The organism is Ensifer sp. GW101-20A05, assembly GCF_059424735.1.
The window spans coordinates 2501-5499 of record NZ_JBWKZT010000040.1 but is presented as its reverse complement, the minus strand read 5'-3'; the positions used below and the strand labels follow the sequence as shown (position 1 = coordinate 5499).

1 rRNA gene is annotated in these 2999 nt (G+C 52.7%); it reads right to left on the bottom strand.

The features are described from left to right. Nucleotides 1-86 precede the first annotated feature (86 nt). A 23S ribosomal RNA gene (locus tag AC070A_RS34495) occupies nt 87-2883 on the bottom strand. Nucleotides 2884-2999: the final 116 nt, after the last annotated feature.

Below are 2999 nucleotides of genomic sequence, written 5' to 3'. Positions count from 1 at the left end.
TTCACTTCATTTGTTTTGAACACGTCGCTCATCTCAAGGCGAATGCAAAAGCATTCGTCCGAACGTGATGAGCATGAGCAATGGGAACGATCAAGCCAATCGAACGATTAGTACTGGTAAGCTTCATGCGTTGCCGCACTTCCACACCCAGCCTATCAACGTGGTCGTCTTCCACGGTTCTCAAGGGAATACTCGTTTTCAGGTTGGTTTCCCGCTTAGATGCCTTCAGCGGTTATCCATTCCATATATAGCTACCCTGCTATGCCCTTGGCAGGACAACAGGTCCACCAGAGATATGTCCATCCCGGTCCTCTCGTACTAGGGACAGATCCTGTCAATATTCCTACACCCACGGCAGATAGGGACCGAACTGTCTCACGACGTTCTGAACCCAGCTCACGTACCGCTTTAATTGGCGAACAGCCAAACCCTTGGGACCTGCTCCAGCCCCAGGATGCGATGAGCCGACATCGAGGTGCCAAACAACCCCGTCGATATGGACTCTTGGGGGTCATCAGCCTGTTATCCCCGGCGTACCTTTTATCCGTTGAGCGATGGCCCTTCCACGCGGGACCACCGGATCACTATGACCGACTTTCGTCTCTGCTCGACTTGTCAGTCTCGCAGTCAGGCGGGCTTATGCCATTGCACTCGACGACCGATTTCCGACCGGTCTGAGCCCACCATCGCGCGCCTCCGTTACTCTTTCGGAGGCGACCGCCCCAGTCAAACTACCCACCATACACTGTCCCGGATCCGGATAACGGACCGCGGTTAGACATCCATGACGATAAGGGTGGTATTTCAAGGATGGCTCCACAAGAACTGGCGTCCCTGCTTCAAAGCCTACCACCTATCCTACACATGCCGACACGAATGCCAGTGTAAAGCTATAGTAAAGGTGCACGGGGTCTTTCCGTCTGACCGCAGGAACCCCGCATCTTCACGGGGAATTCAATTTCACTGAGTCTATGCTGGAGACAGCGGGGAAGTCGTTACGCCATTCGTGCAGGTCGGAACTTACCCGACAAGGAATTTCGCTACCTTAGGACCGTTATAGTTACGGCCGCCGTTTACTGGGGCTTCGATTCAGAGCTTGCACCCCTCCTCTTAACCTTCCAGCACCGGGCAGGCGTCAGACCCTATACGTCGTCTTGCGACTTCGCAGAGCCCTGTGTTTTTGATAAACAGTCGCTACCCCCTGGTCTGTGCCACCCCATCTGACTTGCGTCAAAAAGGGTCACGCTTCTTCCGAAGTTACGCGTGCAATTTGCCGAGTTCCTTCAGCATAGTTCTCTCAAGCGCCTTGGTATACTCTACCTGACCACCTGTGTCGGTTTCGGGTACGGTCTATAATGGTGGAGCTATTTCCTGGAACCGCGTCCCCGCCTGGACAATCCAATAAGTCCAAACAAGTTAAGCGATCCGTCACTACCACCAGGCCCACGAATATTAACGTGGTTCCCATCGACTACGCGTGTCCGCCTCGTCTTAGGGGCCGGCTAACCCTGCTCAGATTAACTTTAAGCAGGAACCCTTGGTCTTTCGGCGAGAGGGTCTCTCACCCTCTTTATCGTTACTCATGTCAACATTCGCACTTCCGATACCTCCAGGACCCCTCACGGGTATCCCTTCACAGGCTTACGGAACGCTCCGCTACCACACGTCTTGCGACGTATCCTCAGCTTCGGTGCATGGCTTTAGCCCCGTTACATTTTCGGCGCAAAGACCCTTAATTAGACCAGTGAGCTGTTACGCTTTCTTTAAATGATGGCTGCTTCTAAGCCAACATCCTGGTTGTTTTGGGATCCTCACATCCTTTCCCACTTAGCCATGACTTGGGGACCTTAGCTGGAGGTCAGGGTTGTTGCCCTTTTCACGACGGACGTTAGCACCCGCCGTGTGTCTGCCGACTAGTACTCCTCGGTATTCGGAGTTTGGTTAGGATCAGTAAGACGGTGAGTCCCCATAGCCCATCCAGTGCTCTACCCCCGAGGGTATTCGGTCGACGCACTACCTAAATAGTTTTCGCGGAGAACCAGCTATTTCCGAGTTTGATTGGCCTTTCACCCCTAACCACAAGTCATCCCAATCTATTGCAACAGATGCGGGTTCGGTCCTCCAGTTGGTGTTACCCAACCTTCAACCTGCTCATGGCTAGATCACTCGGTTTCGGGTCTAATGCGACGAACTGAACGCCCTGTTCAGACTCGCTTTCGCTGCGCCTTCACCTATCGGCTTAAGCTTGCTCGTCACACTAAGTCGTTGACCCATTATACAAAAGGTACGCTGTCACCCTTGCGGGCTCCAACTGTTTGTAGGCATCCGGTTTCAGGTTCTATTTCACTCCCCTTGTCGGGGTGCTTTTCACCTTTCCCTCACGGTACTTGTTCGCTATCGGTCATGCACGAGTACTTAGGCTTGGAGAGTGGTCTCCCCATGTTCAGACAGGATTTCACGTGTCCCGCCTTACTCAAGGACACTGAGTGTTCTACGTGTAAGGGGCTATCACCCTCTACGGCCGACCTTTCCATGTCGTTCCACTTTATTCCTCAGTGCCACTGGCCTGGTCCGCGTTCGCTCGCCACTACTTGCGGAGTCTCGGTTGATGTCCTTTCCTGCAGGTACTTAGATGTTTCAGTTCCCTGCGTTCGCTTCTTACCCCTATGTATTCAGAGTAAGATACCTTTAAACAATACTTGGAAACCTAAGCCGTACTTGCGTACGACTTAAATTTTCCAAGCATTTAAGGTGGGTTCCCCCATTCGGAGATCCATGGATCAAAGCTCATTCGCAGCTCCCCACGGCTTATCGCAGCGTATCACGTCCTTCATCGCCTGTGCATGCCAAGGCATCCACCAAATGCCCTTCTTTCACTTGATCGTTCTCATTGCCAATGCTCATCCATTAGCCGTCGTCCCGAAGGGACGCGGCAGAAAGGGTTACCTTTTACAACCCAATCCTTATGAGATGCCATCGACGTGTTCGATACGGTCGCT